General features: G+C 70.6%; 13 protein-coding genes. 11 read left to right on the forward strand and 2 right to left on the reverse strand.

Annotated features, from left to right (window positions below):
• The first annotated feature begins 31 nt into the window (after positions 1 to 31).
• From IM697_RS07390 to IM697_RS07440, 11 genes are all read left to right on the forward strand, one after another.
• Positions 32 to 1,189, forward strand: coding sequence for a Gfo/Idh/MocA family protein (locus tag IM697_RS07390; RefSeq protein WP_194045830.1), 1,158 nt, complete (start codon positions 32 to 34; stop codon positions 1,187 to 1,189).
• The gene (locus tag IM697_RS07395) at positions 1,186 to 2,337 is read left to right on the forward strand and encodes a dihydrodipicolinate synthase family protein (protein WP_194045831.1); all 1,152 of its coding nucleotides are present in this window, start codon (positions 1,186 to 1,188) and stop codon (positions 2,335 to 2,337) included. The genes IM697_RS07390 and IM697_RS07395 overlap by 4 nt, the downstream gene beginning before the upstream one ends.
• A 29-nt stretch (positions 2,338 to 2,366) precedes the next feature.
• A complete protein-coding gene (locus tag IM697_RS07400; RefSeq protein ID WP_194049624.1) occupies positions 2,367 to 3,167 on the forward strand; it encodes a sugar phosphate isomerase/epimerase family protein in 801 nt (266 codons plus the stop codon).
• 426 nt (positions 3,168 to 3,593) lie between these two features.
• A complete protein-coding gene (locus IM697_RS07405) occupies positions 3,594 to 4,601 on the forward strand; it encodes a LacI family DNA-binding transcriptional regulator (protein ID WP_194045832.1) in 1,008 nt (335 codons plus the stop codon).
• Positions 4,602 to 4,707: 106 nt separating this feature from the next.
• A complete protein-coding gene (locus IM697_RS07410) occupies positions 4,708 to 6,228 on the forward strand; it encodes a sugar ABC transporter ATP-binding protein (RefSeq protein ID WP_194045833.1) in 1,521 nt (506 codons plus the stop codon).
• Positions 6,218 to 8,170, forward strand: a complete 1,953-nt coding sequence (locus IM697_RS07415; protein ID WP_194045835.1) for an ABC transporter permease/substrate-binding protein — start codon at positions 6,218 to 6,220, stop codon at positions 8,168 to 8,170. Before IM697_RS07410 ends, IM697_RS07415 begins: the two co-directional genes overlap by 11 nt.
• 122 nt (positions 8,171 to 8,292) lie before the next feature.
• Positions 8,293 to 9,195: a ribokinase gene (locus IM697_RS07420; protein WP_194045837.1), complete on the forward strand. Its 903-nt coding sequence runs from the start codon at positions 8,293 to 8,295 to the stop codon at positions 9,193 to 9,195.
• Positions 9,192 to 9,581, forward strand: coding sequence for a D-ribose pyranase (gene rbsD / locus IM697_RS07425; RefSeq protein ID WP_194045839.1), 390 nt, complete (start codon positions 9,192 to 9,194; stop codon positions 9,579 to 9,581). The genes IM697_RS07420 and rbsD overlap by 4 nt, the downstream gene beginning before the upstream one ends.
• Before the next feature lie 214 nt (positions 9,582 to 9,795).
• The gene (locus IM697_RS07430; protein ID WP_194045840.1) at positions 9,796 to 10,182 is read left to right on the forward strand and encodes a DUF937 domain-containing protein; all 387 of its coding nucleotides are present in this window, start codon (positions 9,796 to 9,798) and stop codon (positions 10,180 to 10,182) included.
• 85 nt (positions 10,183 to 10,267) lie between these two features.
• On the forward strand, positions 10,268 to 12,526 hold the full coding sequence (gene recD2 / locus IM697_RS07435; protein WP_194045841.1) for an SF1B family DNA helicase RecD2: 2,259 nt from the start codon (positions 10,268 to 10,270) through the stop codon (positions 12,524 to 12,526).
• A 266-nt stretch (positions 12,527 to 12,792) separates the two neighbouring features.
• The gene (locus IM697_RS07440) at positions 12,793 to 14,082 is read left to right on the forward strand and encodes a citrate synthase (protein WP_194045842.1); all 1,290 of its coding nucleotides are present in this window, start codon (positions 12,793 to 12,795) and stop codon (positions 14,080 to 14,082) included.
• A 764-nt stretch (positions 14,083 to 14,846) separates the two neighbouring features.
• On the opposite strand, the gene IM697_RS07445 is transcribed toward IM697_RS07440, so the two are convergent.
• Both IM697_RS07445 and IM697_RS07450 read right to left on the reverse strand, forming a co-directional pair.
• The gene (locus tag IM697_RS07445; RefSeq protein ID WP_194045843.1) at positions 14,847 to 17,129 is read right to left on the reverse strand and encodes a heavy metal translocating P-type ATPase; all 2,283 of its coding nucleotides are present in this window, start codon (positions 17,127 to 17,129) and stop codon (positions 14,847 to 14,849) included.
• Positions 17,130 to 17,137: 8 nt separating this feature from the next.
• On the reverse strand, positions 17,138 to 17,377 hold the full coding sequence (locus IM697_RS07450) for a heavy-metal-associated domain-containing protein (protein WP_194045844.1): 240 nt from the start codon (positions 17,375 to 17,377) through the stop codon (positions 17,138 to 17,140).
• Between the last annotated feature and the right edge of the window lie 248 nt (positions 17,378 to 17,625).

Genomic DNA, 17,625 nt, shown 5'->3' on the forward strand with positions numbered 1-17,625 from the left:
CGGCGCAGACCCCGCGTACGAAGGGAATGACGTGACACGCAAGACGGTGCGTATCGCCATGAACGGTGTGACTGGGCGCATGGGCTACCGCCAGCACCTGGTCCGCTCCATCCTGGCCATCCGCGAGCAGGGCGGCCTCGACCTCGGCGACGGCACCGTGCTGTGGCCGGAGCCGGTCCTGGTCGGGCGCCGCGAGTACGCCCTCAAGGCGCTCGCCGAGCAGCACGGACTGGACGCGGAGAACATCTCGACCGACGTCGACACGGTCCTCGCCGACCCGGCCGTCGACATCTACTTCGACGCCCAGGTCACCTCCGCCCGCGAGGAGGCGATCAAGAAGGCGATCGTCGCCGGAAAGCACATCTACACCGAGAAGCCCACGGCCACCGGCCTGGAGGGCGCCCTGGAGCTGGCCCGGCTCGCGAACGAGGCGGGCATCAAGCACGGCGTCGTCCAGGACAAGCTGTTCCTCCCCGGCCTGCTCAAGCTCAAGCGCCTCATCGACGGCGGCTTCTTCGGCCGGATCCTCTCCGTGCGCGGCGAGTTCGGCTACTGGGTCTTCGAGGGCGACTGGCAGACCGCCCAGCGCCCGTCCTGGAACTACCGCTCCGAGGACGGCGGCGGCATCGTCGTCGACATGTTCCCGCACTGGGAGTACGTCCTGCACGAGCTCTTCGGCCGCGTGAAGTCCGTCCAGGCCCTCACCGCCACCCACATCCCGCAGCGCTGGGACGAGAACGACAAGCCCTACGACGCCACCGCCGACGACGCCGCCTACGGCATCTTCGAGCTCGACGGCGGCGCCATCGCCCAGATCAACTCCTCCTGGGCCGTGCGCGTCAACCGCGACGAGCTGGTGGAGTTCCAGGTCGACGGGACGGAAGGGTCGGCGGTCGCCGGGCTCCGCAACTGCCGCGTCCAGCACCGCAGCATGACCCCCAAGCCGGTCTGGAACCCCGACATCCCGGCCACCTACTCCTTCCGCGACCAGTGGCAGGAGATCCCGGACAATGACGACTTCGACAACGGCTTCAAGGCCCAGTGGGAGCTGTTCCTCAAGCACGTCTACGCCGACGCCCCCTACCAGTGGGACCTCCTGGCCGGCGCCCGCGGCGTCCAGCTCGCCGAGCTGGGCCTGAAGTCGTCGGCCGAGGGCCGCCGTATCGACGTACCGGAGATCTCGCTGTGACCATCCACCTGCCCGACTCCCAGGGCGGCCTGCGGGCGTACGAGCCCCGCAGCGCGCCGCTCGCCCTCGATCCGGGCGCGCCCTTCACCTCCCGTACGGTCTTCTCGGCGGCGCACGTCGTCGCCGACCCGTACGCCGACACAACCCCCGACTCGCCCGCCGCCGTCGACTGGGACGCCACCCTCGCCTTCCGCCGCCACCTGTGGTCCCACGGGCTCGGCGTCGCCGAGGCCATGGACACCGCCCAGCGCGGCATGGGCCTGGACTGGGCGGGCGCGGCCGAGCTGATCCGGCGCAGCGCCGCCGAGGCCAAGGCGGTCGGCGGCCGGATCGCCTGCGGTGTCGGCACCGACCAGATCGCCGCCGGATCCCTCGCGCAGGTCCGGGCGGCCTACGAGGAGCAGCTCGCGGTCGTGGAGGAGTCGGGCGCCCAGGCGATCCTGATGGCCTCCCGCGCCCTGTGCGCCGCCGCCTCCGGCCCCGAGGACTACCTGGAGGTCTACGGCCACCTGCTCCGCCAGTCCGCCGAGCCGGTCATCCTGCACTGGCTGGGCCCGATGTTCGACCCGGCGCTGGAGGGCTACTGGGGCTCCGCCGACCTCGACGCGGCCACCGACACCTTCCTGGAGGTCATCGCCGCGCACCCCGACAAGGTGGACGGCATCAAGGTGTCGCTGCTGGACGCGCAGCGCGAGATCGACATCCGCCGCCGGCTGCCGCAGGGCGTGCGCTGCTACACCGGCGACGACTTCAACTACCCCGAGCTGATCGCGGGCGACGAGCAGGGCTTCAGCCACGCCCTGCTCGGCATCTTCGACCCGCTGGGCCCGCTGGCTGCGCAGGCGGTGCGGGTCCTGGACACGGGGAACGTGGCGGGCTTCCGTGAACTCCTCGACCCGACGGTCGAGTTGTCCCGTCACCTCTTCCAGACCCCGACCCGCTTCTACAAGACGGGCGTGGTCTTCCTGGCCTGGCTGGCCGGCCACCAGTCGCACTTCACCATGGTCGGCGGCCTGCAGTCGGCCCGTTCCCTCCCGCACTTCGCCCGCGCCTACGAACTCGCCGACGGACTGGGCCTGTTCCCGGACCCGAAGCTGGCGGAGGAGCGGATGAAGAACCTGCTCGCGCTGTACGGAGTCGCCCAGTGACCGGTCTTGAGCGTTTCAGCATCAACCAGATGACGGTCAAGCAGCTGTCGATGCCGGAACTGGTCGACACCTGCGGCCAGTTGGGCGTCACGAACGTCGGCCTCTGGCGCGAACCGGTCCAGTCGTACGGCCTGGAGGCGACGGCCAAGCTGATGCGCGACGCGGGCCTGACGGTCACCACCCTCTGCCGTGGCGGCTTCTTCACGGCGATCGACCCCGAGGAGCGGGCCAAGGCGCTGGACGACAACCGCCGGGCCATCGACGAGGCCGCGACCCTCGGTACCGAGGTGCTGGTCCTGGTCTCCGGCGGTCTTCCGGCCGGCTCGAAGGACTTGCACGGCGCCCGGGAGCGGATTGCCGACGCGCTCGGCGAGCTGGGCCCGTACGCCGAGGAGCGCGGGGTGAAGCTGGCCATCGAGCCGCTGCACCCGATGTACGCCTCCGACCGCTGCGTGGTGTCCACCCTGTCCCAGGCCCTGGACCTCGCGGAACGCTTCCCGGCCCGGCAGGTCGGCGTCACGGTCGACACGTACCACATCTGGTGGGACGACACGGCCCCGGCGCAGATCGCCCGGGCGGGCGCGGGCGGCCGTATCCACACCTTCCAGCTCGCCGACTGGACGACCCCGCTGCCCGAGGGCGTGCTCACCGGGCGCGGTCAGATCGGCGACGGGGCGATCGACATGCGGGAGTGGCTCGGCTACGTGGAGGCGGCCGGCTACCGCGGGGCCATCGAGGTCGAGCTGTTCAACGACGGGCTGTGGGCCCGGGACGGGCGGGAGGTGCTGGCGGAGACGGCGGAGCGGTTCGTGGCGCACGTGATGCGGTGACCGGCGGCACCGGCCTCCGGTGACCGGCGGCGGTCAGTGCCGTTCGGACAGCGGGCAGTCGGTGGGTCGGTAGGGGCGCGGAATGACGTGGTCGATCGAGCGTCCGCGCCTCAGCCCTCACCGCGAACGCCGCCCAGGGTGCGCGGTGCGCCCTACCCGCTGCCGAGCAGGTCGGTCAGGTCCTGCGGGTCCATGCGGGTCCATGCGGGTCCAGGTCGCCGGGCAGGTACCTGTAGCCGTTTCCTGGCCCGAATCGGGCCAGCAGGCCGTGACGGTCGAATGCGTGAGCTCCAGGACGGTGCCGCGTCACGATTGGGTTTCGGCCACTCCCACCCCCTTGCCTCCCCGCCGTGTAATCGATTCCAATCGGCCGTGACGCATCGATGTAATCGATTCCACGAGCATCCACGAGGAGGTGGCGCGGCGATGGCGAGCATCAAGGACGTCGCCGCCGAGGCGGGCGTCTCCGTCGCCACGGTCTCGCGCGTCCTGAACGACCATCCGTCGGTCAGCGCCGAGGCACGCACGCGCGTGCTGGCCGCCGTCGAGACCCTGGGCTACCGCCCGAACGCCGTCGCCCGCTCCCTGCGCACCGACCAGACCCACACCCTCGGCCTGGTGATCAGCGACGTGATGAACCCCTACTTCACCGAACTGGCCCGCTCCGTCGAGGAGGAGGCCCGCGCGCTCGGCTACAGCGTCATCATCGGCAACGCCGACGAGCGGCCCGACCTCCAGGACCACCACGTGCGGAACCTGCTGGACCGCCGCATCGACGGCCTGCTGGTCTCCCCCACCGACGGCGGCTCGCCGCTGATGCTGGACGCCGCGCGCGGGGGGACGCCGATGGTGTTCGTGGACCGGTGGATCCCGGGCGTGGACGTGCCGGTGGTCAGGGCGGACGGACAGGCCGCCGTGCGGGATCTCGTGGCGCATCTGCACGGGCTCGGGCACCGGCGGCTCGCGATCATCGCCGGGCCCGCCGCCACCACGACCGGACGTGAGCGCGTCGAGGCCTTCCGGGAGGCGCTCGGCGCGTACGGCCTCGAACTCCCCGAGGCCTACACAGGCCAGGGCGACTTCCAGGCCGAGAGCGGACGGCGGGTCACCGAGGGCTTCCTCGACCTGCCCGAGCCGCCCGAGGCCGTGTTCGCGGCCGACAACCTGATGGCGCTCGGCGCCCTGGACGCCGTACGCGCGCGTGGGCTGCGTGTTCCCGAGGACATCGCGCTCGCCGCGTTCGACGACATCCCGTGGTTCGTGCACACCGATCCGCCGATCACGGCGATCGCCCAGCCGACGGGCGAGCTGGGCCGGGCCGCCGTACGGGCCCTGGTGGACCGTATCGAGGGACGGCCCGGTGCGTCCGTCACCCTCCCCGCCCGGCTGGTCGTACGGCGCTCGTGCGGCGAGCCGCCCGCACCACCCCCGTAGCTCCCCATACCCCCCGTAGCCCCTCATACCGCCCCCGTGGCCCCCGCACCACCCCCGCAGTCCCCCACCCCCCGCAGTCCCCCTCCCCAGTGCAAAGGAGCACGTCGTGAGCGACCCGGACGAGTTGCTGCGCATCGAGGGCATAAGGAAGACCTTCCCCGGCGTGGTCGCGCTGGACGGCGTCGACTTCGATCTGCGCCGGGGCGAGGTCCATGTGCTGCTCGGTGAGAACGGCGCCGGCAAGAGCACCCTCATCAAGATGCTCTCCGGCGCCTACACGCCCGACTCCGGGCGGATCCTGGTCGGCGGCGAGGAGGTGCGCATCCACGGTGCGCAGGACTCCGAGCGGCTCGGGATCGCCACCATCTACCAGGAGTTCAACCTCGTACCCGACCTCACGGTCGCCGAGAACATCTTCCTGGGGCGCCAGCCGCGCCGCTTCGGGATGATCGACCGCAAGCGGATGGAGGCCGACGCCGAGGCCCTGCTGCAGCGTGTCGGCGTCAACGTCTCGCCCCGCGCGCGGGTGCGTGAACTCGGCATCGCGCGGCTGCAGATGGTCGAGATCGCCAAGGCGCTGAGTCTGGACGCGCGCGTGCTGATCATGGACGAGCCGACCGCCGTGCTCACCTCCGAGGAGGTCGACAAGCTCTTCGCGATCGTGCGCACGCTGCGCGAGGACGGCGTGGGGATCGTGTTCATCACGCATCACCTGGAGGAGATCGCCGCCCTGGGAGACCGGGTGACGGTCATCCGGGACGGCAGAAGCGTCGGGCAGGTCCCGGCCACGACGCCCGAGGACGAGCTCGTACGGCTCATGGTGGGGCGCTCGATCGAGCAGCAGTACCCGCGCGAACGGGCCGACGCGGGCGCCGCGTTGCTCACCGTCGAGGGGCTGACCAGGAACGGCGTCTTCCACGACGTCAGCTTCGCGGTGCACGCCGGTGAGGTCGTCGGCATCGCCGGGCTGGTCGGCGCCGGCCGTACCGAGGTGGTGCGGGCGGTGTTCGGCGCCGACCCGTACGACCAGGGCACGGTGAAGGTCTCCGGCACCTCGATCGCCAAGTACGACGTCAACGCGGCGATGACCGCGGGCATCGGGCTGATCCCCGAGGACCGCAAGGGCCAGGGCCTGGTGCTGGACGCGTCCGTTGAGGAGAACCTGGGCCTGGTGACGCTGCGTTCCGCCACGCGCGCGGGGCTGGTCGACCTCAAGGGCCAGCGGGAGGCCGCCGCGCGGGTCGCCGAGCAGCTCGGCGTGCGGATGGCGGGCCTCGGGCAGCAGGTGCGCACGCTCTCCGGCGGCAACCAGCAGAAGGTCGTCATCGGCAAGTGGCTGCTCGCCGACACCAGGGTGCTGATCCTCGACGAGCCCACGCGCGGGATCGACGTCGGCGCCAAGGTCGAGATCTACCAGCTCATCAACGAACTGACGGCCGCGGGCGCCGCCGTCCTCATGATCTCCAGCGATCTGCCCGAGGTGCTCGGCATGAGCGACCGGGTGCTGGTGATGGCCCAGGGCCGGATCGCGGGCGAGCTGTCCGCCGACGAGGCCACCCAGGACTCCGTGATGGCGCTCGCCGTCAGCAACCCCACGACCGACAAGGAGGCCGCTCGTGGCCACTGACACGCTCAAGAGCACGTCGGGCGCCGGTGGCGCCACCAGCGGCCTGCGCCGCCTGCTCCTGGAGAACGGCGCGCTCACCGCGCTGATCGTCCTCGTCATCGCCATGTCGGCGCTGTCGGGCGACTTCCTGACCACCGACAACCTGCTGAACGTCGGCGTTCAGGCGGCCGTGACCGCCATCCTCGCCTTCGGCGTCACCTTCGTCATCGTCTCGGCCGGCATCGACCTGTCGGTCGGCTCGGTCGCCGCCCTGTCGGCCACCGTCCTCGCCTGGAGCGCGACCTCGCACGGCGTGCCGGTCGGCATAGCGGTGCTGCTGGCCGTCGCGACCGGCATCGCCGCCGGACTCGTCAACGGCTTCCTCATCGCGTACGGCAAACTCCCGCCGTTCATCGCGACGCTCGCGATGCTCTCGGTGGCCCGCGGTCTGTCCCTGGTGATCTCCGAGGGCTCCCCGATCGCCTTCCCCGACTCCGTCTCGCACCTCGGTGACACGCTCGGCGGCTGGCTGCCGGTGCCGGTACTCGTGATGGTCGTCATGGGCCTGATCGGCGCGTTCGTGCTCGGCCGGACCTACATCGGCCGCTCGATGTACGCGATCGGCGGCAACGAGGAGGCCGCGCGCCTGTCCGGCCTGCGGGTGAAGAAGCAGAAGCTCGCCATCTACGCCCTGTCCGGCGTGTTCGCCGCCGTCGCCGGTGTCGTGCTCGCCGCCCGGCTGTCCTCCGCGCAGCCCCAGGCCGCCGACGGCTACGAGCTGGACGCGATCGCCGCGGTCGTCATCGGCGGCGCCTCGCTGGCGGGCGGCACCGGCAAGGCGTCCGGCACGCTGATCGGCGCGCTGATCCTGGCGGTGCTGCGCAACGGGCTGAACCTGCTGAACGTGTCCGCGTTCTGGCAGCAGGTCGTCATCGGCGTCGTGATCGCGCTGGCGGTGCTCTTCGACACGCTGCGCCGCAAGGCGGGGGCGACCCCGGCGGCCTCCGGCACCTCTCAGGGAGGAAAGGGCAAGCAGGCGGGGACGTACGCGCTCGCGGCGGTCGTCACGGTGGCGATCGTGGGCGCGACCTCCTTCCTGCACAACGGCTCCTCCGCGTCGTCCACCCAGCGGATGGGCCTGTCCCTGTCCACCCTCAACAACCCCTTCTTCGTACAGATCCGGGCGGGCGCCCAGGCCGAGGCGCAGAAGCTGGGCGTGGACCTGACCGTCACCGACGCCCAGAACGACGCCTCCCAGCAGGCCAATCAACTGCAGAACTTCACCAGTTCCGGTGTGGGCGCGATCATCGTCAACCCGGTGGACTCGGACGCGGCCGGCAACTCCGTCAAGGCCGCCGACAAGGCGGGCATCCCGGTCATCGCCGTCGACCGCGGGGTCAACAACGCCGCGACGGACGCCCTGGTGGCCTCCGACAACGTCGCCGGCGGTGAGCTGGCCGCCAAGTCGATCGCCGAGAAGCTCGGCGGCAGCGGCAAGATCGTGATCCTCCAGGGCCAGGCCGGCACCTCCGCCGCCCGCGAGCGCGCACAGGGCTTCGCGAACGGCCTCAAGGACTACCCGGGCATCCAGGTCGTCGCCCAGCAGCCCGCCGACTTCGACCGCACCAAGGGACTCGACGTGATGTCGAACCTGCTGCAGGCGCATCCGGACGTCCAGGGCGTCATCGCCGCCAACGACGAGATGGCGCTCGGCGCGGTCAAGGCGCTGGGCTCCAAGGCCGGCAAGTCGGTCTCGGTGGTCGGCTTCGACGGCACGCCCGACGGGCTGAAGGCGGTTAAGGCGGGCACGCTGTACGCGTCCGTGGCCCAGCAGCCCACCCAGCTCGGCAGGATCGCGGTGGACAACGCCCTCAAGGCGCTTCAGGGCAAGGAGGTCGAGCAGACCGTGAAGGTGCCGGTGAAGGTGGTCACGAAGGAGAACGTGGCCGGCTTCTCCGGCTGACATCGGCGAACGGCGCACGGACGGGCGGTCGTTGCAGGAGCATGGGCCCGGCCTCATGCCTCATGCCGCACGGCGGCCGCCCGCCTCCAGTCACTACGGGGACCTACCAGGGGAGCAACCTCATGTACGACTACGACCTCCTGGTCGTAGGGTCGGCCAACGCCGACCTGGTGATCGGTGTGGAGCGCCGGCCGGGTGCCGGCGAGACCGTGCTCGGCTCCGATCTGGCCGTCCACCCGGGCGGCAAGGGCGCGAACCAGGCGGTCGCGGCCGCCCGGCTCGGCGCCCGTACGGCCCTGCTGGCCCGGGTCGGCGACGACACGCACGGCCGGCTGCTGCTGGACGCGCAGCGGGCCTCCGGCGTGGACACCGTGGGCGTGCTGGTCGGCGGCGCGCCGACCGGCGTCGCGCTGATCACGGTGGACCCGTCCGGGGACAACAGCATCGTGGTCTCGCCGGGCGCGAACGCCAGGCTCACCCCCGGTGACGTACGGGCGGCCGCGAGCCTCTTCCAGGCGTCGCGGGTGGTCTCGGCCCAGCTGGAGATCCCGCTGGAGACGGTCGTGGAGACGGTCCGCAACCTGGCGGAGGGCAGCCGCTTCGTGCTCAACCCCTCCCCGCCGCGTCCGCTGCCGACCGAGGTGCTGGCCGCGTGCGACCCGCTGATCGTCAACGAGCACGAGGCGAAGGTGATCCTCGGCGACTCGGCGGTGGGCGGGAGTCCCGAGGACCGGGCGCGGATCCTGCTGGCCAAGGGCCCCCGCTCGGTGGTCGTGACCCTGGGTGCCGAGGGCGCGCTGGTGGCCTCGGCGCAGGGCGTGACGCGGGTGGCGCCGGTGAAGGTGGACGCGGTGGACACGACCGGCGCGGGCGACGCGTTCACGGCCGCGCTGGCCTGGCGGCTCGGCAGGGGCGCGGCCCTGACCGAGGCGGCGGCGTACGCGGCCCGGGTCGGGGCGGTCGCCGTGACCCGGGAGGGAGCGCAGGCGTCCTTCCCGACCGCGGCGGAGGTCGAGGCACTGTGAAGCGTGCCGGAATCCTGAACCGTCACCTGTCCGGCGCCCTCGCCGAGCTGGGTCACGGCGACGGTGTGCTGGTGTGCGACGCGGGCATGCCGATACCCGCCGGCCCCCGGGTCGTCGACCTGGCCTTCCGGGCCGGGGTGCCGTCGTTCGCCGTCGTGCTGGACGGTCTGCTGGCCGAGCTGGTGGTGGAGGGCGCGACGGCGGCGAAGGAGATCCACGCGGCCAATCCCGCGGCGGCCGCGCTGCTGGAGGGGGAGTTTCCCGGCCTGGAGCTGGTCGCGCACGAGCGGCTCAAGGAGCTGTCGGCCGGGGCGCGGCTGGTGGTGCGCACCGGGGAGGCACGGCCGTACGCGAATGTGCTGCTGCGCTGCGGGGTGTTTTTCTGAGCGAACCGAGCGAACGTTTCGAGGGGCCCGGTCCGTCGACCGGGCCCCTCGCGTTCCCTCCCCATCAGAACCCCCGCGATCCCCCCAGATCCCCCTCCAAGAGTCCTGATGCCCGGTATGACCCGCGAGGTGGGGGGAGGGTTGTACGTTCTCCGCAAGATCTTTTTTCCACTCCGGCGTGCCGGGAAATCGGGGCAGACGTAGCGTTACAGACATGCAAGAGGTAGACGAGAACCCCCTCACGTCGCTCCAGGACGACGTGCTCGGCGAACTCGGCGACGACCGGATCGTGGACATCGCGGAACTGCTGGGCACGGACGACGCGGGCGCCAGGGAGATGGTCTGTACGACGGTGTCGGCACTCTCCGGCGAGGCGGAGAACGTCGCGACACCGCACGATGCCCCGCTCACGGGCGTGGCCACGCTGGGCGGCTTCGCGACGGGCGGCCTCATGGCCGGGCTCCTGGCCGAGGAGGCCGGTCCGGTCGCGAGAGCGGTCGCCGAACGGACGGGGCTGCCGTCCGACGCCGTGTCCCAGGTGGTGGAGATGGTGATTCCGGCGGAGCTGGCGGTACTCACGAAGCGGGCGGCACACCACTGAGGGGCCGCTATCCCCACAGCGTGGAACAGGCCCGTACGAGAAGAAGCGGTAACCCACTGTCACACCCCACCTGTACCGTCGGATCATGGCTCAACAGGCGGGGAACCAGACCGGCGAGCGTCGGCTCGCCGTGCTCGAAGGCGTCCTGGAACGGATCACCTACGCCAACGAGGAGAACGGCTACACGGTCGCCCGGGTCGACACCGGCAGAGGCGCCGGCGACCTCCTCACCGTCGTCGGCGCGCTGCTCGGTGCCCAGGTCGGTGAGTCCCTGCGCATGGAGGGCCGCTGGGGTTCCCATCCGCAGTACGGCAAGCAGTTCACCGTCGAGAACTACACGACCGTCCTCCCGGCCACCGTCCAGGGCATCCGCCGCTACCTCGGCTCCGGCCTGGTCAAGGGCATCGGGCCGGTCTTCGCCGACCGCATCACCCAGCACTTCGGCCTGGACACCCTCCAGATCATCGAGGAGGAGCCCAAGCGGCTCATCGAGGTCCCCGGCCTCGGCCCCAAGCGCACGAAGAAGATCGCCGACGCCTGGGAGGAGCAGAAGGCGATCAAGGAGGTCATGCTCTTCCTCCAGACCGTGGAGGTCTCGACGTCCATCGCCGTGCGGATCTACAAGAAGTACGGCGACGCCTCGATCTCGGTCGTGAAGAACCAGCCGTACCGCCTCGCGGCCGACGTCTGGGGCATCGGCTTCCTCACCGCCGACAAGATCGCCCAGTCCGTCGGCATCCCGCACGACAGCCCGGAGCGGGTGAAGGCGGGCCTGCAGTACGCGCTGTCGCAGGCCACCGACCAGGGCAACTGCTATCTCCCCGAGGAGCAGTTGATCGCGGACGCGGTCAAGCTCCTCCAGGTCGACACCGGGCTCGTCATCGAGTGCCTCGGGGAGCTGGCGCGGGTCCCGGAGGACGGCGGCGACCCGGGTGTCGTACGGGAGAAGGTGCCGGGACCCGACGGCGGCTCGGACGATCCCGTCACGGCCGTCTATCTCGTCCCCTTCCACCGCGCCGAACTCTCCCTCTCCGCCCAGCTGTTGCGGCTGCTGCGGACCGAGGAGGACCGGATGCCGGGGTTCCACGACGTCGCCTGGGACAAGGCGCTGGGCTGGCTGAAGGGCCGTACGGGCGTGGACCTGGCGCCCGAGCAGGAGGCCGCCGTCAAGCTGGCCCTGACGAAGAAGGTCGCCGTGCTGACCGGCGGGCCCGGCTGCGGCAAGTCCTTCACGGTGCGCTCGATCGTCGAGCTGGCGCGGGCGAAGAAGGCGCGCGTCGTGCTGGCCGCCCCCACCGGCCGCGCCGCCAAACGGCTCGCCGAGCTGACCGGGGCCGAGGCCTCCACCGTCCACCGGCTCCTGGAGCTCAAGCCCGGCGGTGACGCGGCGTACGACCGGGACCGGCCGCTCCAGGCCGACCTGGTGGTGGTCGACGAGGCGTCCATGCTGGACCTGCTGCTGGCCAACAAGCTGGTCAAGGCCGTACCGCCGGGTGCCCATCTGCTCTTCGTGGGGGACGTCGACCAGTTGCCCAGCGTCGGGGCGGGGGAGGTGCTCAGGGATCTGCTCGCCGACGGCGGCCCGATCCCCGCGGTCCGCCTCACCCGGGTGTTCCGCCAGGCGCAGCAGTCCGGCGTGGTGACCAACGCGCACCGGATCAACGCCGGGCAGCATCCGGTCACGGACGGCATGAAGGACTTCTTCCTCTTCGTCCAGGACGACACCGAGGAGGCCGGCCGGCTCACCGTGGACGTGGCGGCACGGCGGATTCCGGCCAAGTTCGGGCTCGATCCGCGCCGGGACGTCCAGGTTCTGGCGCCCATGCACCGGGGGCCGGCCGGCGCGGGGACGCTGAACGGCCTGCTCCAGCAGGCCATCACCCCGGGGCGGCCCGATCTGGCGGAGAAGCGGTTCGGCGGCCGGGTCTTCCGCGTCGGCGACAAGGTCACCCAGATTCGCAACAATTACGAGAAGGGGGAGAACGGTGTCTTCAACGGCACCGTGGGCGTGGTCACCTCGCTCGACCCGGTCGACCAGCGTCTGACGGTGCTGACGGACGAGGACGAGGAGGTTCCGTACGAATTCGACGAACTGGACGAACTGGCGCATGCGTACGCGGTGACGATCCACCGTTCACAGGGCAGTGAATATCCCGCAGTGGTGATCCCCGTCACCACCGGGGCATGGATGATGCTCCAGCGGAACCTGCTGTACACGGCGGTGACCCGCGCCAAGCAGTTGGTCGTCCTGGTGGGTTCGCGCAAGGCGATCGGCCAGGCGGTGCGCACGGTGTCGGCCGGGCGCCGCTGCACGGCGCTCGACTTCCGGCTCGCGGGCTCCTGAACCCTGCTTTCCGGGCTCTCGGCCGGGCCCCTTCTGACCTGCCGATTCATGAGAGATCGAAAAAAATGATCGATCAAATGAGTCGTGAAGGTCACAGACCACTTCCAGATGGGGAAGACAGGGGGCAGGATGACAAGTTGGCGGCACTCAGTGCCGTCAATAGGCCCAATGGTCGACCCCGAGTGCACTCTCCTGAGCCGAATGGGGGAGGGTAGAGACAGTCAGGGCAACCTCGAAGATGAGGCACAACGTCGGTGAGGGAAGACGTGAGCGACAACTCTGTAGTACTGCGGTACGGCGACGGCGAGTACACCTACCCGGTGATTGACAGCACCGTCGGCGACAAGGGCTTCGACATCGGCAAACTCCGCGCCCAGACCGGTCTGGTGACGCTGGACAGCGGGTACGGCAACACCGCCGCGTACAAATCGGCCGTCACCTACCTCGACGGCGAGGCGGGCATCCTCCGCTACCGCGGTTACCCGATCGAGCAGCTGGCCGAGCGCTCCACCTTCCTGGAGGTGGCCTACCTGCTGATCAACGGTGAGCTGCCGACCGTCGACGAGCTCTCCACCTTCAAGAACGACATCACGCAGCACACCCTGCTGCACGAGGACGTCAAGAACTTCTACAAGGGCTTCCCGCGCGACGCCCACCCGATGGCCATGCTGTCGTCGGTCGTCTCGGCGCTGTCCACGTTCTACCAGGACAGCCACAACCCGTTCGACGAGACGCAGCGCAACCTCTCGACGATCCGGCTGCTCGCGAAGCTTCCGACGATCGCGGCGTACGCGTACAAGAAGTCGATCGGCCACCCCTTCGTCTACCCGCGCAACGACCTCGGCTACGTCGAGAACTTCCTGCGGATGACCTTCTCGGTGCCGGCGCAGGAGTACGACCTCGACCCGGTCGTCGTCTCCGCCCTGGACAAGCTCCTCATCCTGCACGCCGACCACGAGCAGAACTGCTCGACGTCGACGGTCCGCCTGGTGGGCTCCTCGCAGGCCAACATGTTCGCCTCGATCTCGGCCGGCATCTCGGCGCTGTGGGGCCCGCTGCACGGCGGTGCCAACCAGTCCGTCCTGGAGATGCTCGAGGGTATCCAGGAGACGGGCGGTGACGTCGACTCCTTCATCCGCAAGGTGAAGAACAAGGAGGACGGCGTCCGCCTGATGGGCTTCGGCCACCGGGTCTACAAGAACTTCGACCCGCGCGCCAAGATCATCAAGGCCGCCGCGCACGACGTCCTCTCCGCCCTCGGCAAGTCCGACGAGCTGCTGGACATCGCGCTGAAGCTGGAGGAGCACGCGCTCTCCGACGACTACTTCGTCTCGCGCAGCCTCTACCCGAACGTCGACTTCTACACCGGCCTGATCTACCGGGCCATGGGCTTCCCGACCGAGATGTTCACGGTCCTGTTCGCCCTCGGCCGCCTCCCGGGCTGGATCGCCCAGTGGCACGAAATGATCAAGGAGCCGGGTTCCCGCATCGGCCGCCCGCGCCAGATCTACACGGGCGTGGTGGAGCGCGACTTCGTTCCCGTCGAGGAGCGCTGACACCTGCCGGTGGGGGCGCCGTGCGCCTGAGAGCTCGGCGCCTGAGGAGCGTGGGCGACTGCGGGGCCGTTGTGGTTGGTCGCGCAGTTCCCCGCGCCCCTTGGGTCGGCACAGTGCCCCTGCGCTGAAATGTGGCCGTTGTGGTTGGTCGCGCCCGCGCGGCGGCAGCCGCATGTCCATGCAGCCCCGCGCCCCTCGGGTCGGCACAGTGCCCCTGCGCTGAAATGGAGAAGCAGAAAGGCGCCCTGGCGGCGGTCCCCCCACGGGCCGACGTCCAGGGCGCCTTCCCATGTCCCGGTGCGGATTCCCCCCACGGGATCCGGCCGGGCGTCTGAGAGAGCAGCGCCTGAATCGCTGTCTTTCGGTCTTCCGGTATTGCGTTTGAGCAGAACGGGCAAAACTCGTCGTACTCATAGGTGAGTGCGGTCTGCCGGGACAAGCACGCTCGGGAGGGCCGCTCAAAGCTTCCCGTCGTACGTGCCCCGGCAACGCAACTCTGAGGAAGTCCCCCAAGACATCCTCAGATGCCAGGTGGCGCCCCCCAAGACGCCGTCTGACATCGTCAACTTAGACCTTCGAACCCCTTCGATGGTTACGTTCACTTCACTGTGATCTGCGTCTCTTGCATATGTCCGTTAGATACGCAAGAGCCCCGATATGGCGATCGAGACCCAAGCGTAAGGATGATGCGCGAGCCTTGTGAAGAGCTTATGTGAGCCGGGCGTCGGACTCCAGAGGGCCCCAGTGCGGTTCTTACTACGAATTCACCGGAACGTCCGCAGCCGAAGGCTGTTCGACACCACGAACACGGACGAGAACGCCATCGCGGCGCCCGCGATCATCGGGTTCAGCAACCCCGCCGCGGCCAGCGGCAACGCGGCCACGTTGTACCCGAAGGCCCACACGAGATTGCCCTTGATCGTGGCCAGCGTCCGCCGCGACAGCCGGATCGCGTCCGCCGCCACCCGGAGATCACCGCGCACCAGCGTCAGATCGCCCGCCTCGATCGCCGCGTCCGTCCCCGTGCCCATGGCGAGACCCAGATCGGCGGTGGCAAGCGCGGCCGCGTCGTTGACGCCGTCGCCGACCATGGCCACGCACCGCCCCTCGCGCTGCAGCCGCCGTACCGCTGCCACCTTGTCCTCGGGCAGGACCTGGGCGATCACCTGATCGATGCCGACCGCGTCCGCCACCGCCTCGGCGACCGTCCGGTTGTCCCCGGTCAGCAGCACCGGCGTGAGCCCCAGCGCGCGCAGTTCGCGCACCGCCTCGGCGCTGGTCTCCTTCACCGCGTCCGCGACGGCGACCACGCCGCGTGCCGCGCCGTCCCAGCCGACCACGACGGCCGTACGACCGTCCCTCTCGGCCTCGTCCCGCGCGCGGGCGAGCTCGGGTGGCAGCTCCTCGAAAAGGCGCCCCACCGCCACGGCACGGCCCTCCACACGCCCGCGGACGCCCAGTCCGGGGACGTTCTCGAACCCCTCGGCCTCCGGGAGCCGGCCGAGCCGCTCCTCGGCGCCCGCGGCGACCGCCCGCGCGACGGGGTGTTCGGAGGCGTGCTCCACGGCGCCCGCGAGCCGCAGCACCTGCTCCTCGTCGGCGCCCTCGGCCGCGTACACCCGCTGCAGGGCCATGCGCCCGGTGGTGACCGTGCCGGTCTTGTCCAGGACGACGGTGTCGACCCGGCGCGTGGACTCCAGCACCTCGGGGCCCTTGATGAGGATGCCGAGCTGGGCGCCGCGCCCCGTGCCGACCATGAGGGCCGTGGGAGTGGCCAGGCCCAGGGCGCAGGGGCAGGCGATGATCAGTACCGCGACGGCCGCGGTGAACGCGGCGACCGTGTCGTCGGTGACGCCGAGCCAGACCCCGAAGGTGGCGACGGCGAGGACGATGACCGCCGGTACGAAGACCGCGGAGATCCGGTCGGCGAGCCGCTGCACCTCGGCCTTGCCGTTCTGCGCGTCCTCGACCAGCTTCGCCATCCGCGCGAGCTGGGTGTCGGCGCCGACCCGCGTCGCCTCGACCACGAGCCGCCCGCCCGCGTTGACCGTGGCCCCGGTGACCGCGTCCCCGACTACCACGTCCATCGGCACGGACTCGCCGGTCAGCATGGCGGCGTCCACCGCGGAGGCGCCCTCGACGACGGTGCCGTCGGTGGCGATCTTCTCGCCGGGCCGTACGACGAACCGGTCGCCGACGGCCAGCCGGTCGACGGGGACGCGGACCTCGCGTCCTTCGCGCAGCACGGCGACGTCCTTCGCGCCGAGTTCCATCAGGGCACGCAGAGCGGCACCCGCGCGGCGCTTGGAGCGGGCCTCCAGATAGCGGCCGAGGAGGATGAAGGTGACGACGCCGGCGGCGACCTCGAGGTAGATCTGGGAGGCGCCGTCCATGCGGGAGACGGTGAAATCGAAGCCGTGGCGCATGCCGGGCATGCCCGCGTCGCCGAAGAACAGCGCCCACAGTGACCAGGCGAACGCGGCCAGCGTGCCCATCGAGATCAGCGTGTCCATGGTGGCCGCGCCGTGCCGGGCGTTGGTGAGCGCGGCCTTGTGGAAGGGCAGTCCGCCCCAGACGACGACCGGCGAGGCGAGGGTGAGCGCGAGCCACTGCCAGTTGTCGAACTGCAGGGCCGGGACCATCGACAGCACGATGACCGGGACGGCGAGCAGGGCGGAGACCGTCAGGCGCTGACGGTAGGCGGCCGGTTCGGCGTCCTGCGGGGCCTGCGGTGCCTGCGGGACCTGCGGTGACTCCTGCGGGGCGGGTTCCGGGGGAGCCGGCTCCTCGGCGGTGTACCCGGTCTTCTCCACCACGGCGATCAGGTCGGCGACCTGGAGGCCGGCGGGGTAACTGACCTTCGCCTTCTCGGTCGCGTAGTTCACCGTGGCGGTCACGCCGTCCATACGGTTGAGCTTCTTCTCGACGCGGGCCGCGCAGGAGGCGCAGGTCATGCCGCCGATGAGCAGCTCCACGTCCGAGGTGTCGGCGGGCGCGGGGGCGTCGGCGGTCCCGGGTATCGGCGCTTCGTCGGTGGTGCGGGTCATGGCCAGGCTCAGGCCTTTCCGACCAGTTCGAAACCGGCCTCGTCGACGGCGGCGCGCACGGCGGCCTCGTCGAGCGGGGCGGCGGAGACGACGGTGACCTCGCCGGTCGGGGCGACGGCCTTCACCGAGCTGACACCGGGGATCTCGGAGATCTCGCCGGAGACGGCGCCCTCGCAGTGTCCGCAGCTCATGCCGCTCACCTTGTAGACGGCGGTGACGGAACCCGGGGTGTCGGTCTGGGCGCTCATGTGGTTCTCCTCGTCGAGCAGGTGGGGTGAGGCATGTGGTGCCGAGGGGACCCGCGAGGCCCCTCCATCTCCAAGGTATACCCCTATGGGGTATTTCTCCAAGAAGGGTCGGGGCGGGCCGGTGAGTCGGTGGGCGGGCTGCCCCGGTGTCCCGGGATGCGGGCGCGGGCCCTGCGGTGGACAGTGGGGCCAGTGGGGCGGGCGGGGTACGTCAACCCAGGAGTTGAGTCATGCGCAAATGCGCCGGT

The organism is Streptomyces ferrugineus (assembly GCF_015160855.1).
Lineage (GTDB): Bacteria > Actinomycetota > Actinomycetes > Streptomycetales > Streptomycetaceae > Streptomyces > Streptomyces ferrugineus.